Source organism: Gardnerella sp. c11Ua_71, assembly GCF_055818025.1.
Map to the genome: position 1 here is coordinate 37,219 of NZ_JARFVR010000007.1, position 16,809 is coordinate 54,027.

A 16,809-nucleotide genomic window follows, 5' to 3' on the forward strand; every position below is an offset into this window, starting at 1 on the left:
AACAGAATCACAGGAATAATTCGCTCACTTTGGCAAGTTATAAGGAACAATTAAGGAAATTACAAGGATTTGTCTTGAAATATTAGTATTCAACTCAGTATTCGAAAATATTGGGTTATTTCCCAATAATATTAATATTCAATCATAAGACAAAAAATAATCCCGACTTTGTTCCCAAATCACAAGAATAAGGGAACAAAATCGGGATAAAATGCGGGTCGAGCGCGCTCAAGAACTCGAGCAATCAAGCGCGCTTGCGACTCAACACAACGAATGTACGCGGCGGCACATGAACCGCACACTGAGAGCCATTATCATCGCACAGCATAGAAACGCAGCTGCCAGAGTCGTGCCCCGTCCACTTAGCAAAATACTCAGTGGAATCCAACACGCAGCGCCACGGGTTCGCAGATTTAGCAGGCAAATCAATTGTTGCAGACGCATCATTCATAGGATTCACGCACACAATCAAATCGCTTCCAATCTGCTCCGCAAGAACAGCATCATCAGACGCAGTAAGCCTTGTGTGCTGAGCATCATAAAACTCCGCATTCTTAGCACGAAGCGATATAAGCGCACTATACCACTCTACAAGAGGTTGGAATCGCTTAATTCTAGACCAATCCAGCTGATTCATAAGCGCACCGCGATTATAGGAATTATCGCAACCATGCTTAGTGCGACCAAACTCTTCGCCGCCAAGCATAAATGGCATTCCAGCAGAACACAAAATCAATCCAGCACTGAGAATATTAGCGCTAAAAATGTCTGCAACGCTGTTTGGATCACTTGCGTCAAAATCGCAGCTAGACGCATTATCGCGCATAGAAATACACAGCTTATCCCACAAAGTCAAATCGTCGTGAGCAGAAACATACTGCACAATTTGACCAACACTTTTACCAGCACAAGGCATACCACGCCAGCCATTAAACGCGTTTCGCACAGGATCCGCCGTCCAAAACTCATTGCCATTTACATATCCGCGGTCATGATGATCCATAACATTGCCCTTAAGCGTGTCACGAGACTCATCACTAAACCAGCCGATTCTAGAATCAAGGAATCCTCGCCCATCTTTATCTCCCATAGGGCAATCATCGCCAACAGCTGCAGCATCCGCACCCCACGGTTCACCATACATAAGAATATCTTTGCCGCCATCAAGCTTATCTAATTCGGCACGAATCATATTCAAAGTTTCCGCATCCGTTAAGCCCATAAGGTCAAACCTAAAACCATCCACATGGTAGCAGCGCGCCCAGTGCAAAATAGATTCAATCATAAAACGCCTAAACATAGGATGATCGGAAGCCATCTCGTTACCGCAGCCAGAACCATTAGCAAAAGACCCATCAGCCTTACGCCTGCAGAAATAGCCTGGAGCCACACTTTCAAACACATTCGACGCAGCCTCAAACATGTGGTTATAAACAACATCCATAACTACGCGTATACCATTTTTATGCAAAGCGCCAATCATCGCCTTGCACTCGCGGATTCTTGCCGTACCGTCATACGGATTACTAGAATAAGCACCCTCTGGAACGTTGTACGCATGTGGATCGTAGCCCCAATTGTAAAGCGAATCCACGCTCTCACCGTTTTTGCGAGCAGACGAAATCGCAACCTCATCCACAGTAGCAAAATCGTAGATTGGCATTAGTTGAACGTGAGTTACACCAAGTTTTTTAAGATAGTCAATTCCAGTAGGGAAGTGCTCATCGCCACCTAAAGTCGTATGCGAATCTGTAAAAGCAAGATACTGACCCCTATGTTCTGGCTTAAAACCACCATTAGGATTGCTGCTAAAGTCCTCAACATGCGTTTCCCAAACAACCGTCGCATGGCGCACAAACTCTGGCGACTTATCTTTGTGCCAGTCAGCTGGGCTAACGCGTTCCTCACTTACAACCATGCTGCGCTCGCCATTTACGCCACTAGCAACACCCCAAGGGTCACTTGTACGATTGACTTTTCCATCTGCAAAAGTCACCAGAAAATCGTAGTAAACGCCATCTAGCCTTTGCAATATTGAAGTTCTCCATGCGCCGTCGCGCAATGGCTTTAAATTACGTGTTTTGAACGGCTCGCTGTTGTTTCCTGTTTCAAAAAGTCTTAGCGTTACGCATGATGCGGTTGGTGCCCAAACTGTGAATGTTGTTGATTTTTCATTAAGCGAGCATCCAAGCTGACCCGAGTACACTGGCCATTGTGTTGAAGACGTGCACGTCATGTAATATATCCTTCTTTTAATTATTCAGAAGAAAATGAAGGCCGAAACGCTTTAAAACGCTCGACCCCCATTTTCAATTAAACCCCACAATTGATGTAGAGGTTACTATCCCTTAACAGAGCCAGACATCGACTCTTCATAGAATCGCTGCATGACAATAAACAGGATTGCAATCGGAATGGAAACGCACACAGCTCCAGCGGAGAATCGTGCGAACCAGTGATTGATGTATTCTCTCTGCAACATCTGGTACAAGCCCAAAGCCACAGTGTAATTATCTTGAGTACGGGCAATAGTCTTAACCAAAACGAAGTCAAGCCATGGACCCAAGAAGCTAACAATAGCTTGGAACACAATCATAGGCTTGCAGATTGGAAGAATAATCTTCCAGAATACTTGCCAAGTTGTGCATCCATCCAAATAAGCGGCTTCATCCAAAGACTTTGGAATCGTGTCCATATAGCCCTTCATAACGTAGAAGCCCATGCCGCTGCCAGCAGAGTAAACGATTATAAGGGAAATAAGAACAACAGAACCATTCGTCAAGCCAAAAGCCTTCAAAATGAAGTAGATAGCGATAACTGCCATGATGCCTGGGAACATACCAAGAATCAAAGCAATGTTCATAAATGTCTTACGACCGCGGAAACGCAAACGAGACATGCAGAACGCTACTACAAGCACGAAGAACAGAGAGATAATGCACACGAAAATAGACACAATCAAGGTGTTTAAGAACATTCGTGGGAAGTCAAGAACTTCTCGCTCAGTAAACAGCTGAATGTAATTATTAAACGTGTACTTAGTTGGGAAGAACGTTGTCTGATATGGTGCAGTGTTCTGGTTAAAGCTTTCCAAGAACACCCAAACGATTGGCGCAAGCCAAATCACAGCCATAACAATCAGGAACAGATGAGCTACAATGTCTCCGAATATGCGGCGGATACGCTGATCGCGCCAGAACGGGACACTACGTACACTATGCACAGTCTGTTCGCCTTGCATAAGATCCTTCTTATTACTCACCGGAATCCCTCCTCATTCTTGTAGGAGCCAGAGTTGCGGTATGTTATCAAAGCAACAATCGCAAGCACAATGAATGTCATAATGCCGATTACCGCGCCCATGCTGTAGTTATCTTTATCAACCGTAAGCTTGTACAGCCAGGTGATGAGCAAATCAGTCTTACCTGCAGAAGAACCAATTGGTGTTGGCTCGCCGCCAGACAACAGGTAAATAACGTTGAAGTTATTAACGTTTCCAGTGAAGGTGGTGATCAGGTATGGAGTCATAACAAAGAAGATGTATGGCATAGTGACGTTCATGAAACGCTGCCACCAGCTTGCACCGTCAAGCTCTGCTGCTTCGTAAAGTTCAGCTGGAACGTTCTGCAAAATACCAGTGATCTGCATGATGGTGTAAGGAATACCAACCCAAAGGTTGATGAGAATAACCGTAACCCTTGCCCAAGTAGCATCTTGGAAGAACGGTAGTGGAGAATGAATCCAGCCAGAAGATATAAGAAGACGGTTAATAGCGCCATCTCTTTGCAACATGCTGTGCATAACAAGCAAGGACACAAACTGTGGGACAGCAATGGTCAAAGAGAAGCAGATACGCCACAAGCTCTTAAGACGAGTGGTGCGCCTGTTAATAATCATTGCCATAAACATGCCGAAGAAGAAGTTCAAGAATGTAGCGAAGAAAGCCCAAACAAGGGTCCAAATCAAAACATCAAAGAAGATTCCAGCATTAATGGTTCCAGTTGTATTTCCAAGAATCTTAAAGAAGTTGTTTAAACCAACCCAATGGAACAGCAATGTGTGGTCACGATCATAGTTTGTGAATGCCATCGAAATCATGAACACCAATGGCAAAACCGTGAACAAAACAATTCCAGCGGTTGGAAGAGTCATAAAACCAACGTGCGCATGGCGGTCGAGCAAAGACTCAACATCTTTAACAAAAGTAATAGGCTTTTCTCCGCGCGCTACAAAAGCCTGAGCTTTGTATGCGCTACGCAAAGACAAAGTAGCTAAATAAATTAAAACAACAATTGCTGCAATGCTCATAACGCCATACAGCAAAATTTCAACAGAATTATCTCCAGCCACATAGTGCCAGAAGCCGTTAATCTTTACTCTACCCTGCTTCTTAGTACCAAGAGTACCGAATTTTGGTAGATATTCAGCGCCAGTTGTGGCCAAGAAGGCAAGAACTCCAGCCTCGCATAGAATGAATACGAGACCTTTCACGTACTGTTTGCGAACGAAGTTACCAAAACCGAAGATAATTATCGAAACCCAAGACAGTACGTCTGCGTGCTTTGCAGCCTCCTGTAATGAGTATTGCGAAGGGGCAATGTATTCATCGGCAGCAGGTGCCTTCTTACGCTTCCCTCGCTTGGTGGATGTCGTGCCAGTCATGACATGCCTTTCGTAAAATTGTGGGGTTTTTACAAGCAAAAGACGCCCCGCCCCGATTTTAAAATCCTTAGGGGAGCGGGGCGTCCTTGCCGTGTGTTTTCTAAATATTATTTTCTTTTAAAAGAATTTAATATTTAGAAAACAGTCGTAAGTAATACTTACTTCTTAAGAGCTTCCTCAAAGCCCTTCTGGAAGTCTGCAATCTTTGCAGCGGCGTTGCCGTCGTTGACTTCCTTGTTTGCCAATGCAGTACCGAAGGTCTTCATTGGATCCCAGAAGGCACCCATTTCTGGAACGGTTGGCTGCAAGACAGAAGTCTTAGCAATGGTGTTCATCTGAGCCACAGCGGCTGGGTTGTCCTTAACGAGATCAGACAAAGACTTAGCAACTGGGATATCGCCGTGAAGCTTGTACATCTGCTCCTGGGATTCCTTAGAACCGAGGAATGCAGCGAACTTAGCGGCCATCTCTGGAGCCTTGGAGTTAGGGTTGTAAGCAACAGCCTTAGAGCCAGCGAAGGACTTCATCTGATGTTCGCCATCTTCAGACTTGAACTTTGGAAGCTGAGCAGCAGCGTAGTTGTCGCCCAAAGCCTTCTTTACATCGCCAGCATCCCAAGAGCCAGAGAAGTAAGCGTCAACGGTGTGGTTCTTAATGCCAGCTAAGCCAGCGCCATCGCCATCCATTACGAAGTTCTTGTTCTGAATGAACTTTGCAACATACTTGGTGATTTCGGCAGCCTTATCACCAATCTTGATGCCAGCCTTGCCATCGTTGCTCTTCTCGCCGAAGAGGGTCATGTTGCCATCGAGGTAGAAGCCTGGAAGGTACCAAGCGTTGCTGATATCGAAAGCAACCTTGCCCTTTTCGAGCATCTTATCGAGGGACTTAACGTCTTCGTCGGAGAACTTGGACTTATCGTAGTACATGAACCAAGTGTTGCCCATGTATGGAACGCCATAAAGCTTGCCATCCTGAGCGGTTACAGACTGGATGATGGTATCATCGTTGTCTTCCTTAACCTGTTTGGCAGCGTCGTCGCTCAACTCGCCAATTGCGTTTGCCTTTACCAAGTCGCCGAGCTGATCGTTAGGGAACAGGTAAACGTCGGCAGCAGCCTTAGCGTCCTGCTTAACGGTCTTAGCAGCATCTGGTGGAGCAACAACAGCGTTCTTAAAAGTAACCTCTGGGTGATCCTTCTTGAAGGCTTTCTCCATAGCCTGAATCCAGCCGCCAGCCTTCTGATCTTCGGAAGAAGACCACACGGTGAGCTTTACTGGGTTTGCCTTGTTGCTGGAGCCAGCGTTGGTGCTAGAACCGCATGCAGCAAATCCAAACATTGTAGCGATTGCGAGGCCTGCGCCCAGCACTTTCTTCATATTCGTCATCCTTGACCTCCTATATCATGCCAGCTTGGCATGTTCTTTGGTGGCATAGTAACAGATCCCATGCGACGCACCATCGCATTTTGCTGCGTTGAGCAACGTCACATTTTTATTGAAATCCGTGTATAAGCAATGTGTAGTATACACGGATATAAAAGTGTTAGCAAATCATGTCGCAAGTGATTAGAAAAATTGTTTGTAAAGTGACTTTTTAGCTTTAGAAAATCGTATTTTATTCTATAACTCAGTAAATTTAACGGAATTTTATTATTGACTGGTTGAATGTGAATCGACGATTTTGAGCTCAGTCAAAGCGTAAAGTTTTCCTGATTTTGTTGCTCAAAATGGCATGTTGAGCAACAAAATGCGGAAAAGTGGATAGTAAAATAAAATTAGACAAGATAAGTCAAGTCGAAAAATAAAAGATAAGATAAGACAAGAGATAAGTCAAGATAAAAGACAGGTCACGCCAACAAAACCAACAAAACGGGGTAAACATGCAAAACGAACATGCACAATGGCTGCGCGACGCCGTGTTCTACGAAATCTATCCACAAAGCTTCTACGATTCAAACGGCGACGGAATAGGCGATATTCCAGGCATAATCGAAAAGCTCGACTACGTAAAATCGCTTGGATGCAATGCGATCTGGCTAAATCCTTGCTACGATTCGCCATTTAAAGACGCGGGTTACGATGTGCGCGACTACAAAAAAGTGGCAGCGCGCTACGGCACGAATGAGGATTTGCAACGTCTTTTTAGCGAAGCACACAATCGCGGAATGCACATTTTGCTAGACCTTGTTCCAGGGCACACAAGCGAAGAGCACGAGTGGTTTAAGCAAAGCTCGCGCGCGCAAGAAAACGAGTTTAGCAAGCGATATATATGGACCGACAGCGCGTTTAGCGGCTATTCCATGCCGTTTATTGGCGGCGAAAGCGAGCGAGATGCCACGTATATTCTGAACTTCTTTAAATGCCAGCCAGCGCTAAATTACGGCTTTGCGCATAGGGATCGCGCGTGGCAATCCGCGCCAGATTCTAATGAGGCTGCGCAAACGCGTGCCGCGATGGTTGATGTTATGCGATTCTGGCTTGCGCTCGGTGCGGACGGATTCCGCGTAGACATGGCGGATTCGCTTGTAAAAAACGACGACAACAATGGCGAGGGAAGCCTTGGCAAAGACAACACGATTCGCGCATGGCAAGAGATGCTGGGTGCTGTAAAGGCCGAGTATCCGCAGGCTGCTTTCGTTTCGGAGTGGGGCAGGCCTCGTCAGGCGCTGGCTGCTGGATTCGACATGGACTTCTATTTGAATTGGCGCTGGGATGGGAATCCGAACGGTTACGCGCGCTTGGCTCGCGATGTGGATAATGCGCTAGACAGCAATCCCGAGCACGACCACAGCTACTTTAATGCGCGCGGCGGCGGCAGCATTTGCCCATTTTTAGACGATTATTGCCCACAGTATGAGGCCACTTGCAACGAGGGTTATTTTAGCTTTATAACGTGCAATCATGATACTCCACGCCTGGCTCCGCGATTAAGCGAGCGCGAAAGGCGGATTGCGTTTGGCATGATTCTTACAATGCCAGGTGTGCCGTTTGTGTATTACGGCGACGAAATCGGCATGAAATATCGCGATATTCCTACAAAAGAGGGCGGTTATGCGCGCACGGGCACGCGTACGCCAATGCAGTGGGATGATTCTAAGAATTTTGGATTCTCCACGGCTGCAAAGTCGAAGTTGTACTTGCCTGTTGAGGCGCGCGCGGATGGAAGGACTTGCGCAAATTCTCGCAAACAAGCGGTAGAAAGTGGCGAAATTCCAACGGTTTTGGGGCAAGAGCAGGATGGTGATTCGCTGCTTAATTGGGTGCGCGCGCTGATTGCTTTGCGCCACGAGTGCGCGGCGCTGCACGCGGATGCCACTTGGCGAGTGTTGCATGCGCCTGTGGATGGTCGCAGCTTTGCATACGAGCGATGCGCGGCTGAGTCGAATGTGTCGGATGGCGAATCCTCTACAGATAGATGCATTGTGGTTATGAATCCTGGATTAAACGAGGAGACGATTGCGCTTAGCGCGCTTGCGGGGCTTACGCCAGAGGCGATTTTGCAGCCGCGGCTTTCGGTTGGAGCGGTTACTTGCGACTCTTCCGCGCTGAAACTTGGCGCGCAGTCCTTCGCCCTGTTTGTTTTATAGTCCGCTTTATTATTTGGTGTTTTTTGATACAAACGTACTGCATAAGCGCACTGCAGAGATTTAAGTTAGGGTTTGATACAATTGCAATGATTATGCAATGACGTTGTCAACGCTGTTGTCAATAACGTTGCAATGACGGCAAAAGCTTATACGCACTTAACGCAACGAGTGCTAGCAAGAGGTGAATTATGGACGCGCTAAAACCAAAGATTCGCGCAGACAAGAACATAAAAATGGGTATTACGCTCAAAAAGTTCAAGCTGCTCGGCGCTGTAATGATGATGCTCAGCGCGTTCGGAACAACCGTGATTCCGCACCTTTTTGGCGGTCTTTCCAACTCCAACATGTGGAGCCTCACAGCTGCCGTAGTTTGCGAAGTTATAAGCTGGTCGGCTCTGCCGTGGTACGCGTGGCTACTCGTTCGCGGATATCAAAACACGCATAATCTCAACCTTTACACGCTCCGCCTTCTTGTGCTTGCGCTTATTTGCGAGGTTCCGTACGACTTTACAACCTTTGGCTGCGCTTTCGATATGCGCTCGCAAAACCCAGTGTTTGGTCTTGTTATCGCACTGTTTGTGCTTTCGGGAATTGACATGGTTCGCGCGCGTTTTAAGGGTGCGCAAAAAGTGGCGTCAATCGCAGTGATTCTGATTGCAGGAATATTGTGGAATCTTTTCGGAAAAGTCGGCTTTAGGCAGAATATTTTTTGGGGCGGAGCTTTACTTTTAGGATTTGTTTTGATTTTTAGATTCCTAGAAAACCACGAGATTCGCATGGAACTGATTGCTGGCGCTTTCGGAGCAATGTCTCTTTTGGCGCCAGGCGTTGGCGTGGCTGTGCTGCACTATCGCAGCCCGTATGGCGATGGACCTAAGCAAACTAAGCAATTCCGCTGGCTTATGTATGCGTGGTATCCGCTTATGCTTGTAATCGCAAGCTTGTTCACGATTCTGCTTTAGGTGCAGCCGTAGAATTTCTTATAATAAGTTGCACTGGAGCTGTAAGATGTCTTCGCGCTACAGCTTTACCTTCTATAAGAGATATCGCAATGTTCCCAGCTTGTTCTGCCATTGTTTTAGGATTTTGGCGGATTGTGGTTAGTCCAGCCTCTTTTGCATAAGTGCCATTGTCGAATCCTATAATCGATAAATCTTCAGGCACGCGAATTCCTAATTTTTGTAATCTAAACAAGAACGGCATTGCTGTTGAATCCTGGTGGAAGCATATTGCCGTAGGGGGATTTTCTTGTGTAAAAAGCTCAGAAAGAGTGGCATCTATAGGGTCATCTTTTATGTCTATTGGCAGTACTTTCCCTTGTATTCCATCAATATTGTTGCACACGTTTTCAAAGCTTGTGATTCTTCTTGACGAGCTAAAGCGGAAAGATGAACAAAAATGCTCATACACGTATAAAAGACGCTTATGCCCTAATGTTGCTAAGTGTTGAATCGCAAGTTTTATGCCCAGAGCATCGTCGATTCCGATTGATGCAGAAAGCACTTTAGAAGCTGTGCAGTTTATTCCGACAATTGGTACGTTTATGCGTTGTAATTGTTCAGCCTCATTGCTGCTTATGTCAAATGACGATACGATTATTGCGTCTGTGTTTGCACGTAAAGGCAGCTCTTTAAAGAAGTTTTTTCTTTGTTCAACTCCCTCTAAAAGGTGTATTACAAGGTCGTAGCCATTTTTGTTCAGTACGCTATTTAATCCTTCTATAATTGCCGAGCTAAACCATTCGATTTTACTGCTTCCGATTAGTAGCGTTATGCGATATGATTTGCCTGTTTTAAGCTCTCCAGCGGTTCTAGAAACAGTGAAATCCATTTGTTCGGCTGCGCGCATGACTTTGGCGCGTGTAGATGCGGAGACTTTTTCTGGATGTGCGAATGTTCTGGAGACGGTTGCAATCGACACTCCTGCCAGTGTTGCTACATCGCAAATACTAGTTTTTGACAAGTCGCACCTCTTTTAAGCGTTTGAGCTGCAGAGTTTTTAGCTGCATTTCTTTTAATCACCCTGCTTCTAGTTATCATAAATGAAAAGGTTTACATTTTTAGACACGCCGCCTAAAAAGTATTTATTCGTGCAAAACTAGCTTAGTATTAAGGATTCAAAATGAAAACCTTTACATTTACATTTTTAATGTTTGACCGAGTCAAACTTAAAGCAATATTATAAAATTACCCATCAATTTCACGAGGAAGTGGAGTAACAATGAAGATTAGAAAAATATGCATATCCTGTATAGCAGTTTTGGGCATGATTTCTACGCTTGCCGCATGTGGGAATAATGGTGCAGCAGGAGTAACAGATACAAAGAAAGACAAAGGCCTAGCTGTTATGGGTCAAGCTTTAAAGTATGACCCAAATCATTTAGTAAATCAAGGAAAGCCAATCCAGCTTGAGTATTGGAGCTGGGGAGACGCGTCCACTGATCCAATTTACGACATGATTAAGGATTATCAAAAGATTTATCCAAATGTAAAGTTTAAGACTAAGAACGTTGCTTGGGATGATTACTGGACAAAGCTTCCTCTTGCTCTAAAGGGAACAAAGGGCCCAGCTTTGTTCAATATTCACAACTCCAAAGATGAGCTTATTCGCCCATACGCTGCCGATTACAAGATTGACAAGGCTGCTATGGAATCGGATTACGCAACGGCTAGTGCGCATGAAGATGCTAAAGGTAATGTAAAGTACATTGATTCCGTAATCAATACGGGAAACATCTACTACAACAAGAAGCTTTGGAAGGAAGCTGGCTTAACCGAGGCAGATATTCCTGCTACTTGGGATGAGTTGCGCGAAGTGGCGAAGAAACTCACTAAGTGGAACGGTTCCAAGATGGAACAGGCTGGATTTAACGTGAACGGCGATGCTTATGCTGCAATCAATCAAGGATTGAACTATCAGCGTGGTGAACTTGCTTTTGATGAAAGTGGCAAGAAGCCTAATTTTGACAACAAAGTCACGCGTGAAAACATGAAGTTCTTGAAGAATTTGTACGACAAAGACAAGGTCATTTCTACCGACTTTGGCACGGATTACACGCAAAGCTTTGGAAACGGCCAATCTGGAATGGTTTATGCCTGGGGATGGCTCGAAGGTGTGCTAAAAGAAAAGTACCCAAATATTGAATATGGAGTCTTCCCAACTCCAACATTCACAAAAGAAAAGCCATTTGCGTACGATCGCTACAATGGAGAATCCACTCCAGGAATTAACGCTCACCAGTCAAAAGATCAGCAAGAGGTTGCTCAAGACTTTATTAAGTTCATTCTCGCTAACGATGCGTTTATTCGCTCGGCAGTAAAGCATTTGAACTCGTTCCCAGCAAAGAAGTCTTTGCAAAACGATCCTGAGATTCTAAAGGCTCCAGTAATGGCTGCGATTCAGCCGCGTGCAGATCGCCTAATCTGGCCAGGGATCACGCCTTCTACCGTGGAAACAAGTAGCAAGGCTGCTTTCCAGAACGTTATGCAAAATGGTGAGTCTATTGATGATGCAATCAAAGAGGCTCAAGCAACAATGGTTAAAGATATGAAGAATTCTAAGTTTACGTCTGCAGAAAGTAAGTATGAGTTCTTCAAAGAGCACAAGTAAAAACAAAGCAGACTAGTTAACTAGTTGTAAATCGTAATCACTGTGCTCAGTAGGTAAGGCAAGGAAAATCATGAAACAAGTTAATCAGGATTCTCATTTGAGCAAAATGAGAAAACATAATGGTGGTATGTCAAAAATAAGCACTGCTCTTTCTCGAACCTTCTCCTTTCGGAATATAGCAGTAGTGTTTCTGATTGTTTATTTTGTGATTTTTCTTGCCTATCCAATATATAAGGCTTTTGCAGGCAGCTTCCACGAATGGAATCCGCTTGTTGGAACATACAATTGGGTTGGGCTGGATAATTTTAAGCAGATTTTAGTAGATAAGTTATTCTGGAAGTCCATTGCAAACACCGCAATCTTTACGTTTGTATCTGTTGTATTCCGCGTTATTCTTGGCATTGGTTTTGCAATGTTGTTAAGCTCCAAGCTTGTTAAGTGCAAAGATACTCTGCGAGGTCTTTTCTACATGCCAACAATTACGCCGTTGGTGGCAGTGAGCTTTGTGTGGATGTGGATGTTTGACCCGCAGTTTGGCATGATCGATAGGGTTACAGGCTTAAACATAAATTGGTTGCACAGTTCGACTTGGGCTATGCCAGCAATCATAATAATGACAATTTGGAAAGACTTTGGCTACGCAACGGTATTATATTTGGCTGGATTAATGAATCTGCCAAAAGATGTTTACGAAGCGGCAGAAATAGACGGCGCTAATAGCGTGCAAAAATTCTTTAGAATAACAGTTCCGTTGCTAAAGCCAACAACACTTTTTATAGTAATCACATCTATGATTGGCTATATTCAAGCGTATGTTCAGATTCTTGTTATGACCAATGGCGGCCCAGGAACATCAACGTACACAATCAGCTACCTAATTTTTGATCAAGCGTTCCAAAAGTATAACTTTGGAATTGCATCTGCAATGAGCGTCATTCTGTTTATAATCACTGGAATCCTAACATTCATAATGTTTAAAGCGTCTAAGGATAGTGAGTTAGTATGAAAAAACAAAATCTTAAAAAGAGCATTATTGGATGGTTTCTAACAATATTCCTATTCTTATTGTCTTTCTTAACAATCGTGCCATTTATTTGGATGTTTGTATCTTCCTTTGCTCCAAACAGCGACATTGTGCGCATAGATGGTGGGCTGTTCCCAAAGCCAAGCACATTTGGGAATTACGTTGGGATTCAAGAGAAATTCGACTTTTTGAGGCTATTCTTTAACTCATTGTTTATATCGGTAGTTAAAACGGTAATAGCCATTTACACGAGTGCCGTTCTTGGATATGTGTTTGCAAAAATGAGATTCCGTGGCAGAAATCTGCTTTTTGGAATAGTAATAAGCACGATGATGGTACCGTGGGCAGTAACAATTATTCCTCAATACGACATGATGACTAGCTTTGGTTGGCAAGACACGTATCGCGCGCTTATAGTTCCAGGCTTAATAAGCGCATTTGGAATCTTCTTATTCCGACAATCAATAAGCGGAATATCCGACGAATTGATTGAAGCAGCAAAACTAGATGGAGCTTCGGATTCTAGAATATTCCACAGAATAATTCTGCCAATGAGCCACAATACTATTGCTGCGCTCGCAATCTTTACGTTCTTGTGGAATTGGGAAGACTATTTGTGGCCATTCCTTATGATTACAGACGAGAAAAAGCAGCTTCTTGCAGTTGGATTGAAGACGTTTAGCGGAAGATTTGGAACTGACTACGGCGGTTTGTTTGCTGCGGCATCGCTTGCTATTATTCCTGTAGTAGTAGTGTACTTGGTGTTCCAGAAGCAGTTTATTGCTGGAATTTCAACCGGCAGCGGTAAGTAGAAAAGGGCGGGTCGAATGACTTTACAAGATGCGCGTGAAGCGCGTGGAACACAGGATGTGCAAGACGCACACATTTTTTACGATTACGCTAAAAATCCGCTGTCTAAAGCCAAAGAGTCGCAGGTTATAAGCGGCAAAAATTGGCGAATCACGTTAATCACGGATTCGCTTGTGCGCCTTGAGTGGAGCGAAAACGGCGAATTTGTAGACGCTCCTACGCAAACAGTTGTAAGACGAAACTTCGAGGCCGGCACGCAGATTGCCGAGGAAAAATCGCAAGCAACCGAAGATGAGGCATCGCGCGCTTTTAATCCAAAATCTTCTAATCCAAAATATAGTGTAAAAAACTTAGAAAATGGCTGGATAGAAGTCGAAACCGAAAAACTATTGATCACGTACAACCAGCAGCCGTTTAGCAAAGAGGGCTTGAGCATTGTTGTGCGCGGAGTGCCAGGCTCGCAATTCAACACATGGCATTACGGCGACGAATGCCACGGCAATTTGCTCGGCACGGCGCGAACAGTGGACGAGGCGGATGGGGCAGTAAAGCTTGGAATGGGCGTAATATCTCGCGACGGATGGGCCGTGTTAGACGATTCGCAATCGGCACAAATCGCGTACGCGGCTGCTGTTGATGGAAAAGAAAACCCGTACGGAGCATGGGTGGAGCCGCGTGAAAAGGCAGATGGCAGTGTGTCTGGGGAAAACTCTGCCGAATCATCTAAATCAAACTCTAAAGACCTATACTTCTTTGGCTACGGTCACAACTATATAGGCGCAATTCGCGACTTTTACAAGCTTACGGGCGCGCAGCCGCTTCTTCCGCGATTCGCGCTAAGCAACTGGTGGAGCAGGTACTACAGGTACAGCCAAGACGAATATTTGCAGCTGATGAGCCGATTTAAGCGCGAAGGAATACCGTTCTCCACGGCAGTAATCGACATGGATTGGCACGTGACGGATGTGGACCCAAAGTACGGTTCGGGATGGACTGGCTACACGTGGAACCGCGATTTATTCCCAGATCATCGCGCGTTTTTGCGCCAACTTGCCAGCGAAGGGCTTGCCGTAACGCTTAATTTGCATCCGCGAGACGGCGTGCGCGCGTTTGAAGAAGACTATGCGCAAGTTGCGCGCGATATGGGAATTGACCCTGCAAGCGGCAAGGCAGTTGAGTTTGACCTTACAAATCCGCGCTTTTTGCGAGCATACCTAAACATGCATCGGCGCATGGAGAACGAGGGCGTTGGGTTCTGGTGGATTGACTGGCAGCAGGGCGGAGTTACAAAGCAGGCTGGCTTGGATCCACTTTGGATGCTTAACCACGTGCACTACCAGGATTCGGGGCGCGGCGGTGCATGGCCGCTTACGTTCTCGCGCTACGCGGGGCCTGGATCGCACCGCTACCCAGTGGGATTTTCGGGAGATAGCGTAACAACGTGGGATTCGCTGGCTTTCCAAACTTACTTTACTTCTACGGCGTCCAACATTGGCTACGGCTGGTGGAGCCACGATATTGGCGGACACATGCTTGGCGTGCGATGCAACGAGCTGGAGGCGCGCTGGTATGCGTTTGGCGCGTTTAGCCCGATTAATCGCCTTCACTCCAGCTGCTCGCCGTTTGCAGGCAAGGAGCCGTGGAACTTCCCTCGTGAAACTCGTGACGCGATGGTTAAAATGCTGCGACTTCGCGCGCAAATGCTGCCTTATTTGTATACGATGAACTATCGCGCGGCGGTTTGCGGCAGGCCGATTGTAGAGCCAATGTATTGGCAATCGCCAGAAACACCTGCAGCGTACGAGATGCCAAACGAGTACCGTTTTGGCAGCCAGCTTGTTGTTGCGCCAATCGTTAGCAAGGGGTGCGCGCAAGTTGAGCGCGGGTGCACTGCCGTGTGGCTTCCAGAAGGCGATTGGTACGATTTCTTTGACGGAAGGCGCTACGTTTCGCGCGGCGGTGCTGGGCGCAGATTTGAGGTTTGGCGAGGAATCGACCGCGTGCCGGCGTTTGCGCGCTCTGGGGCTATTGTGCCAATGCAAGTTTTGCCAAGCGAAGCGGATTGCGCAAGTAGAGAGCAGGCGGCGGAGCTTGTTAATAGCATTGAAAATCCGCGATCTTTGCGCGTTCTTGCATTCCCAGGGGATTGCGGCGAGTTTGTGATGCGCGAAGATAACGGCTGCTTTGAAGACGCGTGCGCTGGGAAAACTGCCGATACGCGCATGGAACTTATTTGGCGAGACGGCAACGCGTCTACGCAATTTGTGATTAACGCTGCAACGGGTTGCACTAGTGCCGTTTCTTCGCTGCCTTCCAAGCGCGATTGGAGCGTGGTGTTTAGAGGCGTTGCTTGCCCAGACTTTTCGCGCGTTCGCGTTTTTGTTGGGGAAAATCAGCTTGAATCTAAGGCTGTAGAAGTTTCATATGAAGGCGAAGAATCTACGCTAAGTCTTACTGTTTCCGTGCGCAATGTGCCTGTTGGCGATTGCGTGCGAGTGATTGTGGATGGCGGACTGTGCATTGCGCAAGACCCTAAGATTGGCGATTGCTACAGGCTGCTTTTACAAGCGCAAATGCCGTACCGCGGCAAGGAGATTGCTTTTGACGCGATTCGCCAGGCTGGTGGTAGCGCGAGTGCTATAAGTGAGCTTTGCGCGCTTGAGTACACTAGCGAGAGCGAGTTTGAGCGACATCAGCAAAGCGTTGACTTGACTAATGCGCATGCTCCGCAGCACCCAGAGGTTGCTAAGTGGGCGCAATGGAAGTGCACGCTGCCTGATTCGGTTAAGCGCTCTCTTGAGGAGATTTTAATTCGCAGCGCGCTGTAATGCACTGTAATGCGCGAACGATATTTCCTATTTGGTGTTGTAGGAGGGCTGGCTAATTCTACGCTCGCGCGTTACAGCGCGCTCGCGCCTTCGCTTGCGTTGAAAGCACACTGTGCTTTCAACTTTGAGCAAGCTCAGCGAATCGAAGTGACTTCTCGCGCATTATGCAGCTCGAAGTCGTCGATTCGCACAACGCTTCGCCTCTTACGTGTTGGTTGTTGTTGCGGTTGTTCCGTTTTGGCTTTGATTTTGTTTTTGGGTTGAAGTTTGTTTGTAGCGGTGGCTCA

11 protein-coding genes are annotated in these 16,809 nt (G+C 46.1%); 6 read left to right on the plus strand and 5 right to left on the minus strand.

Annotation, left to right across the window (positions count from 1 at the left end; translation table 11 throughout):
• Positions 1-244: 244 nt before the first annotated feature.
• The 4 genes from pulA to P0106_RS06515 form a co-directional block, all read right to left on the minus strand.
• Positions 245-2,236: a type I pullulanase gene (pulA, locus tag P0106_RS06500; protein WP_473730585.1), complete on the minus strand. Its 1,992-nt coding sequence runs from the start codon at positions 2,234-2,236 to the stop codon at positions 245-247.
• A 105-nt stretch (positions 2,237-2,341) separates the two neighbouring features.
• Positions 2,342-3,262: a sugar ABC transporter permease gene (locus tag P0106_RS06505; protein ID WP_004113786.1), complete on the minus strand. Its 921-nt coding sequence runs from the start codon at positions 3,260-3,262 to the stop codon at positions 2,342-2,344.
• Positions 3,259-4,662 carry a carbohydrate ABC transporter permease gene (locus tag P0106_RS06510; RefSeq protein WP_004113788.1) on the minus strand — a complete coding sequence of 468 codons (1,404 nt, stop codon included), beginning with the start codon at positions 4,660-4,662 and terminating at the stop codon, positions 3,259-3,261. The genes P0106_RS06505 and P0106_RS06510 overlap by 4 nt, the downstream gene beginning before the upstream one ends.
• A 158-nt stretch (positions 4,663-4,820) precedes the next feature.
• Entirely contained in the window at positions 4,821-6,050 is a 1,230-nt protein-coding gene (locus tag P0106_RS06515) for an extracellular solute-binding protein (protein ID WP_013399406.1), read from the minus strand.
• Between the two features lie 494 nt (positions 6,051-6,544).
• Here P0106_RS06515 and P0106_RS06520 point away from each other — a divergent pair, with 494 nt between their 5' ends.
• Together P0106_RS06520 and P0106_RS06525 are read left to right on the plus strand one after the other, a co-directional pair.
• The gene (locus tag P0106_RS06520; RefSeq protein ID WP_473730586.1) at positions 6,545-8,251 is read left to right on the plus strand and encodes an alpha-amylase family glycosyl hydrolase; all 1,707 of its coding nucleotides are present in this window, start codon (positions 6,545-6,547) and stop codon (positions 8,249-8,251) included.
• A 188-nt stretch (positions 8,252-8,439) separates the two neighbouring features.
• A complete protein-coding gene (locus tag P0106_RS06525; RefSeq protein ID WP_009993522.1) occupies positions 8,440-9,213 on the plus strand; it encodes a TraX family protein in 774 nt (257 codons plus the stop codon).
• Here P0106_RS06525 and P0106_RS06530 read toward each other — a convergent pair.
• Positions 9,197-10,213: a LacI family DNA-binding transcriptional regulator gene (locus P0106_RS06530; protein ID WP_246943673.1), complete on the minus strand. Its 1,017-nt coding sequence runs from the start codon at positions 10,211-10,213 to the stop codon at positions 9,197-9,199. The genes P0106_RS06525 and P0106_RS06530 overlap by 17 nt on opposite strands.
• A 258-nt stretch (positions 10,214-10,471) precedes the next feature.
• On the opposite strand from P0106_RS06530, the gene P0106_RS06535 reads away from it, so the two are divergent.
• From P0106_RS06535 to P0106_RS06550, 4 genes are all read left to right on the plus strand, one after another.
• Complete coding sequence (locus tag P0106_RS06535; protein WP_004118145.1) at positions 10,472-11,860, plus strand: extracellular solute-binding protein; 1,389 nt, start codon at positions 10,472-10,474, stop codon at positions 11,858-11,860.
• 70 nt (positions 11,861-11,930) lie between these two features.
• Positions 11,931-12,866: a carbohydrate ABC transporter permease gene (locus P0106_RS06540; protein ID WP_004113799.1), complete on the plus strand. Its 936-nt coding sequence runs from the start codon at positions 11,931-11,933 to the stop codon at positions 12,864-12,866.
• Positions 12,863-13,696, plus strand: a complete 834-nt coding sequence (locus P0106_RS06545; protein ID WP_004113800.1) for a carbohydrate ABC transporter permease — start codon at positions 12,863-12,865, stop codon at positions 13,694-13,696. Before P0106_RS06540 ends, P0106_RS06545 begins: the two co-directional genes overlap by 4 nt.
• A 15-nt stretch (positions 13,697-13,711) precedes the next feature.
• Positions 13,712-16,522, plus strand: coding sequence for a glycoside hydrolase family 31 protein (locus P0106_RS06550; RefSeq protein WP_473730587.1), 2,811 nt, complete (start codon positions 13,712-13,714; stop codon positions 16,520-16,522).
• The last annotated feature ends 287 nt before the right edge of the window (positions 16,523-16,809 follow it).